We start from the raw sequence: 18,012 nt of genomic DNA on the forward strand, positions 1-18,012 counted from the left end.
TTTTATATTTGTTTAGGCCTTATTAAAGGTATAAAAAGAAGAAGATATTTATAGAATTTTAGCAATTGATCTAAATAATTAACTTTGTTGTTTATTATAAGAATTGAATTATGAGTAAAGCAATTATAAAAACTGAAAAAGGTGACATGACCGTGCAATTTTATGATAAAGATGCGCCTAATACAGTGGCAAATTTTTTGAAATTAGCAAAGCAAGGATATTATGATGGTGTGACCTTCCATCGAGTGATTAGTGATTTTGTTATTCAGGGAGGAGATCCTACGGGTACAGGCGCTGGCGGACCGGGTTATAGTATTGACTGTGAGCTTAGTGGCGAAAATCAATTCCATGATAGAGGCGTTCTTTCTATGGCACACGCAGGAAGAAATACTGGCGGTTCGCAGTTTTTTATCTGCCATAGCCGTACAAATACTGCTCACCTTGATCGTAATCATACTTGTTTCGGTAAGGTAATTGAAAATGTTGATGTGGTAGATGATATCCGTCAGGGTGATAAAATATTGGGAATAGAAATAATTGAAGAATAGAGGTTAGATTTGAGATGTGAGATATGAGTATTATTACTTTCTAAAAATCTCACATCTCACATCTCATTTCTCAAATCTAAAAAAAATATGAATTTAAGAGGACTAGTTTCCGTTTCGGGTAAACCGGGTTTATTCAAATTGATTGGCCAAAACAAATCTGGCTTTATCTTAGAAACACTAGATGAACTAAAGAATAAAATTGTGGTCAACATGAGTACTGCAAAGATGGCCTCTTTAGAAGATATTACTGTTTTTGGTGATACTAATGATCTAAAGTTGAGCGATATTTTTTCTAAAATGAAGGACGTTAAGAGCATTCCTGATCCAAAATCTGCGGATGGTAAGGCTTTGCGTTCTTTCTTCTTAGAAGTTGCTCCAGATCATGATCAAGAGCGTGTTTACGCATCAGATATGAAAAAGATTATTAGCTGGTTTAATACGATAAAGGACATGCCTTTATTTGAAGAGGCAGCACCTGAGCCTATTTCTGAAGGTGCAGTAGCTAGTGGGAATGTAACAAAGAAGCCTGAGCCAGTGGCTAAAGAAAAGCCTAGAGCTACAAAAGCTGCAGGTAAAAGTGCTACAAGACTTGCACCAAAAGTCTAAATAATATCAATAATATTGATAGGGCAGAAACTTATTTATTTTCTGCCCTATTTTTTTGTGTTAAAAAAAGTAGATAATTGCAGCACCTAATGCAAGGCCTATTAATACAAAAATCCAAAAATTCTTCTTTTCATTACTTGGATTTATGTACTTGAAAAGATATTTTCTCTTATAATCCGACATATAGTTTTTAATCGTGGTGATAAGGCTCTCCCTTCAAAATGGTGTAAGCACGATATAATTGTTCGGCGAAGAACAAGCGAATCATTTGATGTGAGAAAGTCATTTGTGATAGGGATATTTTATCATTGCCTCTCGCATACACTTCATCACTAAATCCGTAAGGACCCCCAATAATGAAAACTAAGTGCTGTTGACCGCCAACCATTTTCTTATTTAAATATACTGAAAATTTTTTTGATGTGAATTCTGCCCCGTTTTCGTCAAGTAAAATAACGTAGTCGGTACTTTGGATGTTTTTAAAAAGCAATTCAGCTTCTTTGTTTTTTTGCTGATCCCTTGATAAACTTTTTGTGTTTTTCAATTCCGGAATTTCCAAAATCCGAAATGGGATATAATGTTTAAGGCGTTTTAGATAAATATCAATACCCTCTAATAAGTACTTATCTTCTGTTTTGCCAATAGTTAGAAGGGTAATCTTCATTATTTCAATATCGTTACTGAACCTGCTTTTTGAATATTATTGCCATTTAAATCAATTGCATTAATTAAATAGTAATAGGTACCAACTGGCAGAGGTTTACCATTAAAAGTTCCATCCCAATGATTATTAATATCATCTGAGAAAAATAAAGGTACACCATAACGATTAAATATTTGAATTTTATAGCTAAAAACAGTTAATAGACTTACCGAAAATACATCGTTAATACCATCATTATTTGGGGTAAAGGTATTTGGGATAAGCATTGGATAGCCATCAGAAATCCTATTAATTCCTTTGCTAATAGAACTGGTACAAGTAGAGTTTTTAAATGCAGTAAGTGTTACTATGAAATTTTCATTTGTAAGATACTTATGTATTGGGTTCATCTCTGTTGAGGTACTCCCGTCTCCAAAATCCCATAAAAATGAGTCTGCATCTTTGCATTCATTAAAGAATTGAACTTCGAATGGAGCAATTAAATTGAATGGCATTTGAGGATCTGTCCTGAATTCAGCAATTGGTTTCGTATATATTGCTTCAACATTAACGTTTACCGTAGGACTTACGCAGGTTCCTCTACTAATGCTTAGGCTATATGTCCCGGCTACCAGGGGATTATTTGCTGGGATTTCTGGTTCCCTTAAATTTGAAGTAAAACCATTAGGGCCAGTCCATTGATAAATTGCATCATCTTGGTGAGGAGTGCTGAGTTTTATAAATGCTATTTCACATAATTCTGGTTTAATAATGGTAATTACCGGAATTGTAGGGCTGATAGTAACTTTAATATCTTGACTAAAGATGTTGCTGCAACCTGAACTACCAATCGCTTCTAGCTTAATGGTTTTCGGACCTGGAGTGGAATAGGTGACTGTATTAATAAGATTATTACTGCCTGGTGCAATACTTGCGCCATCTCCAAAATCCCAACGTAAACTTGTGAAGTTGCTTGAACTATTTGTAAATGTAAAACTTTGAGTTGCGCTGCATAAATTATTGCTAGTTGTGATAAAAGATGCCTTTGGATTTTGACCGATAGGGGCAACAGTTACTGAACTTACATCTGAAGTACATCCGTTTTTAATTATTTTAAGATTATAAACGCCAGCTTTATTTGGATTGTCAATTAGGATATTTATTTCGTTTAAGGTGGATGTAAATCCATTTGGACCAGTCCATGAGTATGTAACATCAGTTTGCAAAGGCGTACTCAGGATGATGTTGTCTCCAGTACAATACTCTGATTTTAAACCATTTATTATTGGTAATTCTGGTTTTAAGTTTACGCTAATTGATTTATTTATACTTACAAAACAATCATTATTGTTAAATACTTGCAGACTAACCGTTTTGATTCCGGGACTTGAATAACTAACTGCTGGCGGATTTGTATCTGTTGATGTTGCTATACTTGCATCAGCACCAAAATTCCACAGTACTTTAGTATAAGACGTTGAATTATTGGTGAAAGTATAGCTTTGCGTGGATTCACATTGGTTTGAAATGCTATGGATAAAGTCGGCAATTGCTAATACTTCTATTGGGGGGACTGTTACCGATTTAATATCTGAAGTACAACCGTTTTTGCTTATTTTAAGACTATAAACCCCAACTTTATCTGGATTATCAATGAGAACACTTATTTCATTTAAAGTGGATGTAAATCCGTTTGGACCAGTCCATGAGTAAGTTACATCAGTTTGTAAAGGCGTACTTAGGACGATGTTATCTCCAATACAATAACCTGATTTTAAGCCATTTATTATTGGTGATTCTGGTTTTGTGTTTACCATCAATGATTTACTAATACTCACAAAACAATCATTAGTATTGAATACTTGCAGACTTACTGTTTTAATTCCGGGACTAGAATAACTAACGGCTGGTGGATTTGTATCTGTTGATGTTGCGATACTTGCATCAGGGCCGAAATTCCAAAGTAATTTGCTGTAACCCGTCGAATTATTAGTGAATGTATAGCTTTGTGTAGATTCACATAAGTTGTTTATAGTATTGCTAAAATCTGCAATTGGCAAGGCATCAATTGGGGGTATAGTTACTGATTTTATATCAGATACACAGCCATTTTTGCTTATACTTAATGAATAGGTGCCCACTTTATTTGGATCATCAATTAGAATATTGATTTCATTTAAATTTGATGTAAAACCATTCGGACCAGTCCAGGAATAAGTAGCATCTGTTTGAGAAGGCGTACTAAGAATAATATTTTCGCCGATGCAATAACTTGATTTTAAGCCATTTATTACAGGTATTTCTGGTTTTGGGTACACATAAAATGATTGCGTGATATTTGATGAACAATCTTTATCGTTAAATGCTCGGAGCAACACGGTTTTGTATCCGGGACTTGAGTAAGTGATTGGTGGAGGGTTGGGGTCTGTTGATGACGAGATACTTGCTCCCTCACCGAAATACCATTCTAATTTTTCATATTTTTCTGAACCGGTACTTGTGAAAATAAAATTTGGATTGTTTAAACATAGCTCTGTTGTTATTAAATTAATCTTTGCTACTGGTCCCTCAAATTCGCTAGTCCCTCCAAATTCAATTTTAAAGCCATTATTCCCAGTCGAGTAATTATCAACTAATAAGGCATAGGTATGGCCAGCTTTTAGGTCAACATATTTTAAATATCCATCTTGCCCGCCCAAGCCACATCCCGAAGTTTCAACGGTATCGGTTGAAGTTAAATTCATGCCTGTTTTATAATAAAGAGGTTCAGTTGGGCAGCCACTATTGCTTACACCATGTCCTGTTGCACATCTTAATAGGGTTTTATTACTGAAATCACCAGAGGGCCCCAAATCATACAATACCCAATCGATATCATCTGAATTGAAAATAGGGGTAATGTCCATTGTTAATGTCCCATCATTCGCCGCAACCCATTTATACCAAGCTGTATTTGATTCCCAACCTAAACATGAACCAAAAGATTCCATATTATCTAGTCCCGAACCTAAAACATTATGTTCAGTAAATGATCCTTTATCGCATAAAAATGATGCAGTTTCAAAGTCTTGACCTGCTAAAATTGGTGCAAAATAATTGTTGATACACAACTTGAATGTTCCAACATTTTTATCTGCCGCACTAACTCTAATGTAATATTCTTTGCCTATAACAAGTCCTCCTTTTTTGAAGGTTGATACAGAAGATCCTGGTAAGTATCCTCCAATTATTGTGCTGTATGCAAAGCTCGTACCTGTAACATCAATGGTATAAAGTGCAATATGTGGTTTCTTAAGTGTTCCTCCAGTGGTTCCGCCACCTGTATTATCTCCAGTTACGGTAATGTTTAAGTCCTTTGCTATAGCTGTAAATTTGAACCATACATCATTCCCAGACTCTGTTGTTGACCAATTGGCCGGTTTTTCGAATTTCTTTTCGTCTGTTGCCCCAATGTTTGAATAAGTACCCTCAGATGAGCATTTTGTTGGGTCTGTTAAAGTTATAGCCTTGTCAAAACTGTCGTTAACCGCTTGAGCCAACCCCGTCTTAAACCAGAAAAATGCAAGAAAAATAATTAACCTAAAACTTATTTTTTTAATCATCTTAATTGCAAATTTATAAAAATCTCCCGAAATAAATATCGGAAGACTTTAATTTATAGATGATTAGGAGATTGTAGGATTCTACTTATTAAGTACCCCTTTTCTTACTTGTGTTTTTAAGATTTCGCCATCAGGGTCGAGACTAGTTTTAACTTTAGTGAATGCAGCTACACCTTCAGAGCTCATATATCTGACTTTAGGATGCGGATCATTCATGCATTTAATAATTAGTTCAGCAATTTGTGCCGGCTTTTGGAATGCTTTTTCCTTTACTTCATCTGTAAAAGTTGCTCTATAACTCATATAGTTTTCAATTAGAGGTTTGTAATCATCATCTAATATTCCACCTGTACTATTGAAGTAATTGGTTAAGCTATTGCCAAATTCAGTAATTACCCCTCCTGGCTCAATTAAGGAAATGTGTATTCCGAAGTAGGGCTCTAAATAGGTGGCGAGACTTTCAGTAAGTCCCTCAAGCGCAAATTTAGCTGCACAATAGATCTCATTAACCGGCTGTCCAACCAAACCTCCCACAGAGGAGATATTAATGATATGGCCACTTTTCTGCTTCCTCATAAATGGTAAAACAGCCTTACTACATCTTATCGGACCATAAAAATTAACATCCATCACATGCTTAATCTCATCCATACTGGCTTGTTCCATTGTTCTAATAAATCCTGCGCCAGCATTGTTGATAAGAACATCAATTCTTCCATCACTTTCAATAATTTCTGAAATGCAATTTGCAATGCTTTGATCATCAAGCACATCAAGTTGTAAAATACTAAGATTGACCTTTCTTTTTTCAGCACTTTCTTTGAGTAGTGTGCTTTTTTCAAGCCTTCTCATTGTGGCATAAACCTTATGCCCTTGCTCGGCAAGCTGTATTGCAGTTTCTAGTCCGATACCCGTTGATGCCCCAGTAATAAGAATGATTTTTGACATGATGGAAATTTTAAATTAAATGTATAAAAGCCTTTAAATTAAAAAAGCTTAAAGCTAAATTATAAAAATCTCGCTTTAAGCTTTTAAAAAGATGTTATTTTAAATCTATTGATTCATTCGGATGATATTCAATGCACCACCAGCCTTGAACCACTCAATTTGTTGTTCATTATAAGTGTGGTTAACAGGGAATGTATCCAATGTTCCATCGATGTGATTTAGAACGATATTTAATGGCTTTCCTGGAGTGAAGTCATTTAAGCCTACGATATCGATAACATCATCTTCACGAATTTTGTCATAATCATTTGCATCTGCAAAAGTTAAGGCAAGCATACCTTGTTTTTTAAGGTTTGTTTCGTGAATACGAGCAAATGATTTCACAAGAATTGCACGCACACCAAGATGTCTTGGCTCCATTGCAGCATGCTCACGTGATGAACCTTCACCATAATTCTCATCTCCAACAACAATACTTCCTATACCTGCCGCTTTGTATGCACGAGCAGTAGCTGGAACTGCACCATATTCTCCAGTAAGCTGATTTTTAACAGTATCTGCTTTATCATTGAAGAAATTAGTAGCACCAATTAGCATATTATTAGAAATATTATCTAGGTGTCCTCTAAATTTCAACCACGGACCAGCCATAGAAATATGGTCAGTAGTACATTTTCCTTTTGCTTTGATTAAAAGTTTTAGGCCTTTAACATCAGTTCCTTCCCAAGCTTTGAAAGGATCAAGTAACTGAAGGCGTGATGATTTTTCATCAACTAGCACAGTAACTTTACTTCCATCTTCCGCTGGTGCCTGATATCCAGCATCTTCCACCGCAAATCCTTTTACAGGCATTTCTAGTCCCTGTGGTTCATCAAGCTTTACTTGTTCACCTGCAGAATTTGTAAGTGAATCAGTAAGTGGATTGAATGCTAAATCACCTGCAATGGTCATTGCTGTCACAATTTCTGGTGAAGCTACGAATGCATGTGTATTTGGGTTACCATCATTTCTCGATTTGAAGTTTCTATTGAATGAAGTGATGATTGAGTTTTTACGAGTAGGATCATCGCTATGACGAGCCCATTGCCCGATACATGGTCCGCAGGCATTTGCCAAAACCACTCCACCCATGCTTTCAAAAGTATTTAAGAAACCATCGCGTTCAACAGTATATCTAACTAATTCTGAACCAGGAGTAATGGTAAACTCAGCTTTAGAGACTAGTTTTTTATTTACTGCTTGTTCTGCAACAGATGCAGCTCTTGAAATATCTTCGTATGAAGAGTTTGTACATGAACCTATTAAACCTACTTCTAGTGTTTGTGGCCAACCATTTTCTTTAACAGCGGCAGCAAATTTTGAAATTGGCCATGCCATATCTGGAGTAAAAGGACCATTGATATGTGGTTCTAATGTAGAAAGGTCTATTTCAATAACTTGATCAAAGTAGTTATGCGGATTTGCATACACTTCATCATCACCTGTAAGATGTTCTTTAATTTGATCAGCTAGGCTTGCAATTTCTGCACGCTCAGTACCTTTTAAGTAGGTAGCAATTTTATCATCATACCCGAAAACTGAAGTAGTAGCTCCAATTTCAGCGCCCATATTACAAATTGTACCTTTTCCAGTTGCAGAAAGTGATCTAGCACCTTCTCCAAAATATTCAACAATTGCGCCAGTACCACCTTTTACAGTAAGTATGCCTGCAACTTTTAGGATAACATCTTTTGCCGATGCCCAACCAGATAATTTTCCAGTAAGTTTAACTCCGATAAGTTTAGGGAATTTAAGCTCCCAAGCTAAACCTGCCATCACGTCGCATGCATCTGCACCACCAACACCAATGGCAATCATTCCTAATCCACCTGCATTTGGAGTGTGAGAGTCAGTACCAATCATCATTCCACCTGGGAATGCATAATTTTCTAAAACTACCTGGTGAATAATACCTGCTCCTGGCTTCCAAAAACCAATACCATATTTATTTGATACGGAAGCAAGGAAATCATATACTTCTTTATTTTGAGTGTTGGCCGTTTCAAGATCTGAATCAGCTCCAACTTTCGCTTGTATTAAATGATCGCAATGTACAGTAGAAGGAACAGCAACTGTTGGTCTTCCTGCTTGCATGAATTGCAATAAAGCCATTTGGGCTGTTGCATCTTGCATTGCTACTCTGTCTGGTGCGAAATCTACATAAGTAACACCACGCTCATGAGCCTGAGTGGCATTACCTTCCCAAAGATGGGCGTATAAAATCTTCTCTGTTAATGTAAGTGGTTTACCAACTACCTTACGTGCAGCCTCAATACGAGGGCCGTAGTTGTTGTAAACTTTTTTGATCATGTCTAAATCAAATGCCATGTTATTTGCTTGATTTTAATTAATTCTAATTTAACTGCCAGCGAAGTTACGTAAAACGACCTGAAAAATGAAGAGGAATGCCTATTGAATCTGTAATAAATATGCTATTTGCCAAAAAAAGATTCGATTTTGTTAAAATATTTACCTAAACTGAGTGAAAAATATTTTATGTAATACGAAAATAGCCTTTCATGAATTTAAATTGGGCTTGATTTTATATTTTATGGAATCAAAATCCCTCATAAATTACTCCAGAACTTGGAGTTTCTTTCAGCTCAATCTTTTTTAACCCTAGTACTAATGGTTTGATTTTGTTCCAGAGCCAGATGGAAAGATTTTCGCTTGTTGGGTTTTCAAGTCCCGGGATTTCATTCAATAAATGATGATCTAATTGATCAATAATAGGTTTAATAGCCTTTTTTAGATCTCCATAATCAATAATCCATCCACTATGTTCCTCAGGTTGGCCTTCGATGTATACAGTTAGTAAATAGGTGTGCCCATGCATGTTGCCGCATTTATGTCCTTCAGGTACCTGGGGTAAAAAATGAGCTGAATCAAAAGAAAATTGTTTGTAAATAATCATGACGCAAAAATAATCTAAATGGAAAAGATAAAAATGATAGAGATCAGTTTTCTAAATTTTCTCATCCATAATTCATCTTATTTAAAATTTCATACTAAGCATCCCATAAATATTTCTGCCTGGTCTAGGTATACTAGCCCAGTCTAAATGCTCAAAATATGAAACATCAAATATGTTTTCAGCACCTGCCGAAAATTGAAGTTTATATTTTTGGATATTAAAGTTGTAAGTAGCTCTAAGATTTTGAATAGTATAGGCCTTTGATGCTCTTTCACCAAATTCTTCATTAATTCTGGTTTGTGCTAAGGCAAATTCGTTTTCAGCTTGAATAAAAAACATATTTCGGACAAATCGGAGACTAGTAATCGATTTTAGTGGAGGTATTAGTGGCAAAGGCTTTTTGTTATTATCATGAGCATAAATCCATTTTAGGGTATTATTAATTACTATATTCTTATCATTAAAAAAGTAGTTCAGATTGCTTTCTATACCGCTAATACTAGCAGATTTTATATTTTCATATCCTCTAACCCCATCAGCACCTATTGTCATCACACTTAATCCATCCATATTTTTTCCCATAATATAGTTTCGTAGATAAGTATTAAATCCACTCAATTTGAATGAAAAATTTCTCTCTGAAAAAAGCAGATTTAATTCGGTATTGAAAGCTTGCTCGTTACTTAAATTAGGCTTACCAATATAGTCGTGGTTATCCATTCTATTGAAAAGATAAAATCCATAACGTTCAGAACTTGTTGGTAATCTTTCGCTATATCCAATATTTCCGTATAAAGTAAATTGACTATTTAGGTATTTGGTATAGCCTACACTTATATTCTTCAACATACGCGTAGATGCTTTAGAAACATCGTAACCCAAAATAGCAAATTGATTAATTCCCATTTCTCCAGTTATTTTAGACTGAGCTACATCTAGTCTGACTTTAAGATCAATCCAATTGTTTTTGTTAATACTAAATCTATCATTTGCATATATTCCTGTTACGGTTTGATGATTCTCTGGCCATGTTAACATGTACATTGCAGCACTATTTTCTGGATACATTGTCATGTCTGCTTTAACTCTGTTGTGATAACTATCAATTTTTATGTTTAACTGATGCTTGTTTAGATTCTTAAGTTTTGCATCAATAAATACTCCCTGAGTATTACTTTCTCCTGGCATATCCATATGAATTGGTACAAGCGGACGATTAGTATCATCCATAGCGTGTTTAATACTATTTAGGTATGCTTTTGCCTCCAAACTCTGAATTAGTTTTTCGGGTGTGTTAATTTGGTATGTAAGTGCTGCAATTCTAGCTCTTGCATAGCCAACATCCATCGGGAGTGCTGGATAACCAATGTTCCAACCATCATCAACTAGCAAGTCGGCCTTGAGAGTACTTTTTGCATTAATTTTATATTTCCCTGAAATATTAGCATTAGTCTTTTCATACTGCGAAAAGGCTACTACCTGACCCAATCCATTTCTGTAATTGTCGGCTTTTCTGTATACCCCACTTCCCCTAATTCCCCATTTTTCAGAACTATATTCTAAAGTCATGGTATTTAATAATGACTTTGCGGCCGAATAGTATCCGCTTGAAACTGTTCCATTAAGGATTCTGTTAGAATTTAGTTCAGCTTCCGCAAGTTTTAGGTTAAGGGTTCCTCCAACAGAGGAACCCATAGCCATGCCATCTCCAGCATATTTAATGTCAATACTTTTCAGATTTACAGGTTCTGTATAAATCGTAACCGGATCCATCTTGTCTGTACATGCACCAAAAATTTTCATCCCATCAATCACCATATTTACCTGGCCACCACTAAATGCTCTTAAAGCGGGTTCCATTCCAATAGGCCCCCTTCTAATTAGGCTGATTCCTTCTATTTTGGAAAGTATATCCTCGGTATTAGCCAAACCAGATGATTGATAAAAGCCTGATGTTGGATGCTTGCTTTGTACTTGACTTTGTATATAAACTTCTTTTAAAATTAGCCGTTTATATATACTATCTTTTATCTCTTGTGCTACTAAAGAAGTGCTTAAAAGTATAAGAATATTGACTCCTAAAAATGCTTTAAATGAGCTTTTCATAAAATTAGAATAAGAGATCAAAAAATGTACTTACCGTCTTATTGTCTTTTTTAAGATCAAGGTGTATTCTCCAATCTCCAGTCATAGTGAAATTCACTTTTCCCTTATAACGGCCATTTTTGATGTGCACAGGGTTTACATTATTCGGTGAACCATGTCCCATGCTTGGCATTTCTGGCGTCATGGTAATTGTATAGCTATCGTCGCCAGGAAATGTCATCATATCTTGTCTACGGTTAACGCTTATCTCAAAATCATTTATGCCAACTTTAGGATTAGTAGGTAAAATATAGGCTATCGTTATTTTGCTGCCATCTGCTGCTGTGATAGTCTTTACTCGTTCTGGATTGGATTGCTTAACTGTTAATGGTAATTCTGCTAATCCATTTTTACTACTACCTTCTTTTTTTACCAATACTTTCATTTTCCATACTCCATTTGCTCCATTGCTAGGCATAGTGAACACTGCAGCACATGGAAATAAAGAATTAGTAGCATTGATACTTGCTGGATTCTCGAAAGGTGAAGAATGACTCATCTTCATCCCATTCATGTTCATGTCCATCATTGGCATAATTTGAACCTCTGCCGTGCTTATGGATTTATTGGATATAGAATCATAAAGAGCAATAAATAAATTCTGGTAACCTGTGCTAAGTTCTGTTTTGGACCATAATTCAACCTTTGCAGATGAACCTATAGCATATGATTCAGAAATTTTAATCAGTGAACTTTTCGGATCTTCAATCTCTAAATTATTGTCTTTTTTACAAGATGAAGTGATAATAAGTGCAATAGTGATAAAATAAAAATATATTTTTTTCATGATGTGTTTCTAATTGATAATTGTGGCCCAAAAGATCCGCAGTGCAAAATATATAGCAATAGCAGTCCCTAGCTTTTAGGCCTGGAAATTTTATAAAATTGTAATTGAGAAAAATCAGCAAAAATTGCTGAATAAGGAATTATGCCTTTACACAAGGGGGATGGAAAATGAATTCACTTAATGAAAGAGAATATAGGTCTTTCAAGTAATTAGGTAAAATCGTGATATCAGAGTATTGAATGATTTTAAAATCGAATGAATTACAAATAAAGACTGGAAGCTCTAAACGCTTTAACGAACCCGCAGCCTGTTCTTCACTTTTGTTTGCTTCATTCAGTTTCTTTTTGAGATAACATTTCCCCTTACAATTAAGTTGCGGTTTATCTTTATTCTCACAAAGTTCTTGGATAATATACTCGATGTTAATATTGTAATAAGCAATTAAACTTAGTTTGCTAAGACATTGAAAACCAAGGGCCAAAATCAAAAATAAACTAACCGTTCTGCTCATCTCTTAGAGGAAATCTCTATTATCTGGATGCAAAATTACGAAACTTAAAATTCAAAAAAATGATTTTAATCATTAAAATGCGCTATATATTCATTAAAGTCATTCTTTGAATGTATCAAATTTGTTGATTGTTTGTATGAAGAAATTGCTAAAGGAGTGTTTTGAAACTATATCCCTGCTTAGTTAATATTTCGAGAATGATAGGTAAACTTTTCTCAAGGCGCTCAAAAGCTTTTAAACTGTCATGAAAAACAATAATCGACCCATTTTTAACATTTTTCAAAACATTTTCTATGCATTTTTCGGCTGTTATTGATTGGTCAAAATCGCCACTCAAAACATCCCACATTACAATCTCTATTTCAGGATTTTGGATTTTTAATGCCTTAATTTGAGATTTTGTAATTCTACCATAAGGGGGTCTAAAAAGCCTTATACCTGTATGTAGTGTGCATTTTTGGATATTATCTAAATAATCATTATCTTTAGTATTCCATCCTTTAAGGTGGTTGTAGGTATGATTTCCCACGGCATGACCTGACTCAATAACATCCGAAAAAACCTCTGGATATTTATCGATGTTTTCTCCAATACAAAAAAAAGTAGCCTTTGCTTGAAACTTTTTAAGTGTATTTAATACAAATGGTGTAACAACTGGTATAGGTCCGTCGTCAAAAGTGAGAAAAATGATATTTTCTTCCCTGCTTTTATGCCAGGTTAATGTAGGATAAAACCACTGCAACCATAAAGGGGAATAGGATAAATACAAATGCTTAATAATTTATTACGAAGATAAATATGTTAGCTAATTAAATGGTAGTATTTTTACACGGATTTATAAATGAGTCAATTCTGTTAATTAATATATGAAACACATAAAACATCAGTGCTTTTTTAAATATGTTCTCCTTAGCTTTTTGGGAATATTTTTTTCTGCTATGTCATTATCAGCCCAGGAGCTTTTAACCTTAAAACGTGCCACTGAGCTTGTGATTGAGAATAATCTTCAAATTAAACAAGCTCAATTTACAGAGGCCATTTCTGAAGAAAATCTGCAGCAATCAAAATTAGCTCTACTTCCAACCTTAAATGCGAATACGGGTTTAAATTTCAATTTTGGTAGAAGTATTGACCCATTAACCAATCAGTTTGTTAATCAGGCAATCACCTCAACTAGTGGGAATTTATCATCCGGAACAGCTCTTTTTCAAGGATTTCAGAAAATTAACCAGATTTCTCAGAACAAATTGCAGCTAGATGCTGATAAGAGTAATACTCAAAAAATAAAGAATGATTTAGTTTTGAACGTTGTAACAAGCTATCTTTCTGTGCTTAATTCACAAGATATTTTAATCGCTGCACAGCAACAACTTGCTATTTCGAAACAACAATTAGATATTGAACAAAAGTTTTTTGATGTTGGGTCAAAAACTCTTGCCGATTTATCCCAAGCTAAATCTCAACTTGCTACTGCAGAGCTTAATGTTACCAATGCTCAAAATCAGGTTGATCTTGCTTTTTTAAATCTTGCGCAGCTATTGGAACTTGATCCATCTTCAGTTTTTGTTGTTGAAAAGCCGAAAATGGAAGATATGTCGAAGCTTAATTCTGCATATTCCGCATCAGATGTTTTTAAATCTGCTGCTTCTAGCTTCCCTGATATTCGTTTAGCTGAATTGAGAAGACAGGCTTCTGAAAAGGGAATTGATATCGCCAAAGGCAATTACTATCCTTCATTAAATCTGCAATCAGGTTTCGGAACTCGATATTCAAATGGTTCTTTTGGAAATAATGGGTTTAGTACTCAGATTAAAGATAACTTTAATCAATTTATCGGATTTGGCTTAAGTATTCCCATTTTTAATGGTATGGCAGCACGTTCATCCGTGAGAAGAGCAAAAATTAATTTCCAAAACTCTTTGGTAAATGAACAATTAGCAAAAAATAACCTTAATAAAGTTATCAATCAGGCTGTATATGATCTAAGAGCAGCCGAAAAACGCTATTATTCAACATTAACAGCCTTTGAATCATCGAAAGAAGCATTTAACGTGATTGAACAACGTTATTCGGTTGGTTTGGTAAACTCTTTGGATTATAATCAGGCTCAAACAAACTTAAATAAAGCACAATTCGACCAGATACAGGCACAATATGATTTTATTTTTAGAAGTAAAGTCATTGATTTTTATCTGGGTAACCCCTTAACATTTTAATTAAAACTCCTTTTTCCTTATAATCAAAACATGGCAAAGAAAAACAATACATTAAAATATGTGCTCATTGGAGCAGGAATACTTCTAGTAGTGGCAGTAGCCGGAAATAAACTCGGCTGGTTTGGTAAGAGTGAGGTAACTCAGGTTGCCGTTGAGAAAGCAGAGAAGCGCACAATTGTAGAAACGGTTTCAGCAAGCGGTAAAGTTCAACCAGAAATTGAAGTGAAGTTAAGTGCGGAAGTTTCAGGTGAAGTAGTTGAACTTCATGTTAAAGAGGGCGACGTAGTAAAAAAAGGTCAATTATTATGTAGGGTTCGTCCAGATGTTCTTCAGTCTGGCTTTGACCGTGCTGTAGCCTCTTTAAATAGTCAGAAGGCATCTTTAGCAAGCACTCAACAGCAACTAAAACAGGCGGAGGCTAATTTTGCCAATGTTTCAGCTAAATACAAGAGAAATCAAGAGCTTTTTGCTAAAAAAGTTTTATCGGCAGCAGAATTTGATGCGGTAAAGGCAGAATTTGAAAGTTCCAAAGCTAATTTGGAGTCGGTACGTCAAAATGTAGTGGCTTCTAAATTCGGAGTAGATCAATCTAATGCAGTAGTAAAAGAAGCTGGTGCTAATTTAGCCAAGACTTCAATTTTTGCGCCTGTTGATGGTGTCATTTCAAAACTTTCAATTGAATTGGGAGATCGTATTTTGGGAACTTCTCAAATGGCTGGGACTGAAATAATGAGAATTTCAAATCTTAGTTCAATGGAAGTTAGTGTGGATGTTAATGAGAGTGATATCAATCGCGTTTCTATCGGTGATTTAGCTGATATTGAGGTAGATGCATTTCAAAATCAAAAATTTAAAGGTGAAGTTACTGAAATTGCTAGCTCTTCAAGCATTGTGGGTACATCAACTGATCAGGTTACTAACTTTACCGTTAAGGTGCGTATTTTACCTGAATCATATGCTAAATTAGTACGTTCTGATTCAGCTAATCCATCTCCATTCCGTCCGGGATTGTCAGCAACAGTAGATATTCAAACAGAACAATATACTGGTATCGCTGTCCCTATTCAATCGGTAACCACCCGTGAGAAGAAAAAGGAAATTAATGAATCTGAAGGTGAAGTTAAGCCAGCTTCAGCCAAAGATGAAAAAGATAAATTAAAAGATGCTGAACCTGTTAAAGAATATGTTTTTGTTTATAATGCAGGTAAAGTTAAACAGGTTTTAGTAACTACAGGAATCCAAGATGATACTTATATTTTGATTAAATCTGGATTAAAGGGTGGTGAAGAGGTGGTTTCTCTTCCTTTTACTGCCATTTCCAAAACCTTGAAAGATAGTGTGGTAGTTGAAAAAGTTGATAAGGAAAAGCTTTTTACAGGCGAAAAGAAAGACTAATTTCTAAGATTTTCTTAACTTGTCCCGGTCGATTAATTGTATTTACATCAATTAATCTATCGGGATTTTTTATTATGACGCATATTCACAAAAAGATAGCTGTAGTAGGGGGAGGTAGTTGGGCGACCGCCATCATAAAGATTTTGTCGGATAATCTTATCGAAAAGGAGATTTTCTGGTGGATGCGTAATGAGGAAGCTATTGAGCATATTCGCCAATACAATCATAATCCTCATTACCTCAGCTCTGTTGAGATAAAAGTCCCAGATAGCAATCTCAGCTCAAACCTCAAGGATATTATCGCCGCATGCGATTTCATTTTATTAAATGTGCCGGCAGCATTCTTGAAAGATACCCTAAAGGATATTAGTCCCGAAGACCTCAAAGGCAAAAAAATCATTTCTGCCATTAAAGGGATTGTTCCCGATGAGAATATGATTATTGGTGAATTTATGAACCAACATTATCATATTCCATTTAGTGATATTATAGTGATTAGCGGTCCTTGTCACGCAGAGGAAGTAGCGCTTGAAAAATTATCTTATCTTACCATTGCATCTCAAGATACGGAGTTGGCCTCTCATTTCTCATCCATGTTAAATACACGCTATATTAAAACAAATGTATCGGATGATATTTTCGGGACTGAATATGCCGCAGTATTGAAGAATATTTATGCTGTAGCTAGTGGCATTTGTCGCGGAATAGGCTATGGTGATAATTTCCAGGCCGTTTTGATTTCAAACGCCGTACGTGAAATTGAAAGTTTCGTAAATGCGATACACCCCATTGATCGAGATATTAAAGAATCGGCTTACCTTGGCGATTTACTCGTAACGGCCTATTCTCAGTTCAGTCGTAATCGTACCTTCGGAAACATGATAGGGAAGGGCTATACCGTGACTTCTGCTCAACTGGAGATGAACATGATTGCGGAAGGTTATTATGCAGTGTATTGCCTGCATCAGATAAATAAGACATACAAGGTAAACATGCCTATCTGTAGAGCAGTTTATGCAATCCTCTATGAAAGACATTCTCCGCAGATTGAAATGAAGTTGCTTTCTGAGCAGTTGACGTAAATCAGTTGGCAGTTATCAGTTGTCTTTATCAGGCCTGCGACATTTTTTATCCGGTGGCTGAGGTTCTCGAAGCCCGATACTTTTAGTTTGCAACAATCCTCTCCGTAATCACATCAATCAAATAAATCACAGTTCAGACAATTTAGTTGTCAGTTATCAGGCTGGCGACATCTGTTATCGGTGGCTGAGGTACTCGAAGCCAAGCCCTCCAAGCCATTTATTAACCTCAAAAATAGAGTTATCAGCTTTTTGTCCTTATTCCTTGCTCCTTATTCCTTGCTCTAACTAGTTGGTTAGTTGGTTAGTAATTAGTTGGTTAGACATGCGACATCTGTTACCCGGTGGCTGAGGTACCCGAAGCCAGGCTAACAACATCTGAAATACTCATGTGATTTCTTTTGTCTTTACTCTTTGTTCCTTGCTCCTTAATCCTTTTTCTAATCTCCGTAATCACACAAATCAAATAAATCACAGTTCAGACAATTTAGTTGGTTAGTTGGTTAGTAGTTAGATGGGTAGTAGTTAGTTGGTTAGTAATTAGTTGGTTAGACATGCGACATCTGTTACCCGGTGGCT

14 protein-coding genes are annotated in these 18,012 nt (G+C 35.4%); 5 read left to right on the forward strand and 9 right to left on the reverse strand.

All coding sequences use genetic code 11. The annotated features are described in order from the left end of the window. The first annotated feature begins 110 nt into the window (after nt 1-110). Together QZ136_RS02660 and QZ136_RS02665 are read left to right on the forward strand one after the other, a co-directional pair. Nucleotides 111-548: a peptidylprolyl isomerase gene (locus QZ136_RS02660; RefSeq protein WP_291400034.1), complete on the forward strand. Its 438-nt coding sequence runs from the start codon at nt 111-113 to the stop codon at nt 546-548. An 87-nt stretch (nt 549-635) separates the two neighbouring features. Beyond that, nucleotides 636-1,154 (forward strand): DUF5606 domain-containing protein, encoded by a 519-nt coding sequence (locus tag QZ136_RS02665; RefSeq protein ID WP_291400036.1) that lies wholly within the window; start codon nt 636-638, stop codon nt 1,152-1,154. Nucleotides 1,155-1,344: 190 nt separating this feature from the next. On the opposite strand, the gene rlmH is transcribed toward QZ136_RS02665, so the two are convergent. From rlmH to QZ136_RS02710, 9 genes are all read right to left on the reverse strand, one after another. Beyond that, on the reverse strand, nt 1,345-1,818 hold the full coding sequence (gene rlmH / locus QZ136_RS02670; protein ID WP_291400038.1) for a 23S rRNA (pseudouridine(1915)-N(3))-methyltransferase RlmH: 474 nt from the start codon (nt 1,816-1,818) through the stop codon (nt 1,345-1,347). Beyond that, nucleotides 1,818-5,399: a PKD domain-containing protein gene (locus QZ136_RS02675; RefSeq protein ID WP_291400039.1), complete on the reverse strand. Its 3,582-nt coding sequence runs from the start codon at nt 5,397-5,399 to the stop codon at nt 1,818-1,820. Before QZ136_RS02675 ends, rlmH begins: the two co-directional genes overlap by 1 nt. An 81-nt stretch (nt 5,400-5,480) precedes the next feature. Next, the gene (locus tag QZ136_RS02680; protein WP_291400041.1) at nt 5,481-6,347 is read right to left on the reverse strand and encodes an SDR family oxidoreductase; all 867 of its coding nucleotides are present in this window, start codon (nt 6,345-6,347) and stop codon (nt 5,481-5,483) included. 105 nt (nt 6,348-6,452) lie between these two features. Beyond that, complete coding sequence (locus QZ136_RS02685) at nt 6,453-8,714, reverse strand: aconitate hydratase (protein WP_291400043.1); 2,262 nt, start codon at nt 8,712-8,714, stop codon at nt 6,453-6,455. Between the two features lie 229 nt (nt 8,715-8,943). Next, nucleotides 8,944-9,300 carry a 6-carboxytetrahydropterin synthase QueD gene (gene queD, locus QZ136_RS02690; RefSeq protein WP_291400045.1) on the reverse strand — a complete coding sequence of 119 codons (357 nt, stop codon included), beginning with the start codon at nt 9,298-9,300 and terminating at the stop codon, nt 8,944-8,946. An 81-nt stretch (nt 9,301-9,381) separates the two neighbouring features. After that, nucleotides 9,382-11,406, reverse strand: a complete 2,025-nt coding sequence (locus QZ136_RS02695) for a TonB-dependent receptor (RefSeq protein WP_291400048.1) — start codon at nt 11,404-11,406, stop codon at nt 9,382-9,384. A 4-nt stretch (nt 11,407-11,410) separates the two neighbouring features. Further along, nucleotides 11,411-12,232 (reverse strand): FixH family protein, encoded by an 822-nt coding sequence (locus QZ136_RS02700; protein WP_291400050.1) that lies wholly within the window; start codon nt 12,230-12,232, stop codon nt 11,411-11,413. 139 nt (nt 12,233-12,371) lie between these two features. Beyond that, nucleotides 12,372-12,743: a hypothetical protein gene (locus QZ136_RS02705; protein WP_291400051.1), complete on the reverse strand. Its 372-nt coding sequence runs from the start codon at nt 12,741-12,743 to the stop codon at nt 12,372-12,374. Nucleotides 12,744-12,891: 148 nt separating this feature from the next. Beyond that, nucleotides 12,892-13,512 carry a polysaccharide deacetylase family protein gene (locus QZ136_RS02710; RefSeq protein WP_291400053.1) on the reverse strand — a complete coding sequence of 207 codons (621 nt, stop codon included), beginning with the start codon at nt 13,510-13,512 and terminating at the stop codon, nt 12,892-12,894. Nucleotides 13,513-13,681: 169 nt separating this feature from the next. Here QZ136_RS02710 and QZ136_RS02715 point away from each other — a divergent pair, with 169 nt between their 5' ends. The 3 genes from QZ136_RS02715 (at nt 13,682) to QZ136_RS02725 (ending at nt 17,436) form a co-directional block, all read left to right on the forward strand. Beyond that, nucleotides 13,682-14,959, forward strand: a complete 1,278-nt coding sequence (locus QZ136_RS02715) for a TolC family protein (protein ID WP_291400056.1) — start codon at nt 13,682-13,684, stop codon at nt 14,957-14,959. A 30-nt stretch (nt 14,960-14,989) separates the two neighbouring features. After that, entirely contained in the window at nt 14,990-16,354 is a 1,365-nt protein-coding gene (locus QZ136_RS02720) for an efflux RND transporter periplasmic adaptor subunit (RefSeq protein WP_291400058.1), read from the forward strand. A 74-nt stretch (nt 16,355-16,428) separates the two neighbouring features. Further along, nucleotides 16,429-17,436, forward strand: a complete 1,008-nt coding sequence (locus tag QZ136_RS02725; RefSeq protein ID WP_291400060.1) for an NAD(P)H-dependent glycerol-3-phosphate dehydrogenase — start codon at nt 16,429-16,431, stop codon at nt 17,434-17,436. Nucleotides 17,437-18,012 lie beyond the last annotated feature (576 nt).

The sequence above is a fragment of the Daejeonella sp. genome (assembly GCF_017495225.1).
Classification (GTDB): Bacteria; Bacteroidota; Bacteroidia; order Sphingobacteriales; family Sphingobacteriaceae; genus Daejeonella.